Genomic DNA, 954 nt, shown 5'->3' with positions numbered 1-954 from the left:
CTATAGTATTGAAACGAGGTTTACCGCTTCAGATCTGAGAAGTAGTGGATAACTTTCATAGAGCTCCTTGTCAGTTGCTTCTAACTTACATTTTTTTACAATTTTAGTTGATGCTTATTAAGTATACCCAAATTATTAAAAAAGTAATTGACATAGTACGCTTAACGTATAAAAAAGCCGCCTGAATGATGTTCCAGGCAGCGAATGTATTCATATGATTAAGATTTCATTTCCCTCTCAGCGTCTTTTTTATTACGATAGTAAATAAAATCAATTTTTCTCATTGTACGTATCCCCTGATTTACAATTATGGCAGAATAAACAGTGGTTAGAAATAAGCCGAATATGGCAATCCAAAACAGGGTTGTGATTTTTATGTCTCTTTGACGATCAAATTGCACGAACATCCCCCTTCCTAACAACTCTCTATTTATATTTTGCCAGAAGAAAGGAATTATTCATGAAGACACCTTTTATTTTTCTTATATTAAGAAAAAATAATAATGCCTTACGGTGTCAAAGGGAGATCCGGTGTTTGCACACCCGTAATAAGCGTACTCTGATGTTTCTCGACATTTTCAAAAATATATAATGGAACATTCGGATACCTACCGTAATCATTTTTTGCCGTTTCAACCCATCTGAAAAATTTTGCTTTCCTAAAAGCATGGGCTTTGGGATTAGGAGCTGTACACGGATTTCCATATGGGATAACTAACGGAAACAACAATGTCACAAACATAATAAAAACACCTCTGGTTATGATTAGCCTTATAGATTGTAAAAAAGAGCCACAAGTTAAATATGGAATGCTCTTTTAGTGCATTTTATGCAGAGGTGTAAAGAAGGTACTTCAATCGTTTCTGTCATATAGATGGTAAAAAAAGCGCAAGGCGCCTGCCTATCGGCGACAAGCATAAGGCGAACAGGAATAGAAGGTGTACTTTACCTTCA

General features: G+C 35.3%; 2 protein-coding genes. Both read right to left on the bottom strand.

What is annotated here, in order from left to right; genetic code table 11:
• Positions 1-218 precede the first annotated feature (218 nt).
• Positions 219-401 carry a hypothetical protein gene (locus tag Q1B07_RS26655; RefSeq protein WP_299095838.1) on the bottom strand — a complete coding sequence of 61 codons (183 nt, stop codon included), beginning with the start codon at positions 399-401 and terminating at the stop codon, positions 219-221.
• A gap of 107 nt (positions 402-508) precedes the next feature.
• Positions 509-742: a hypothetical protein gene (locus tag Q1B07_RS26650; protein ID WP_299095836.1), complete on the bottom strand. Its 234-nt coding sequence runs from the start codon at positions 740-742 to the stop codon at positions 509-511.
• Positions 743-954: the final 212 nt, after the last annotated feature.

The sequence above is a fragment of the uncultured Metabacillus sp. genome (assembly GCF_947503125.1).
Classification (GTDB): domain Bacteria; phylum Bacillota; class Bacilli; order Bacillales; family Bacillaceae; genus Metabacillus.
The sequence above is the reverse complement of the archived record's forward strand: the minus strand, read 5'-3'. Positions and strand labels throughout refer to the sequence as shown.

Coding starts and splice junctions, on each gene's coding strand:
- Q1B07_RS26650 (WP_299095836.1), bottom strand. CDS start 742: ATGTTTGTGACATTGTTGTTTCCGTTAGTTATCCCATATGGAAATCCG.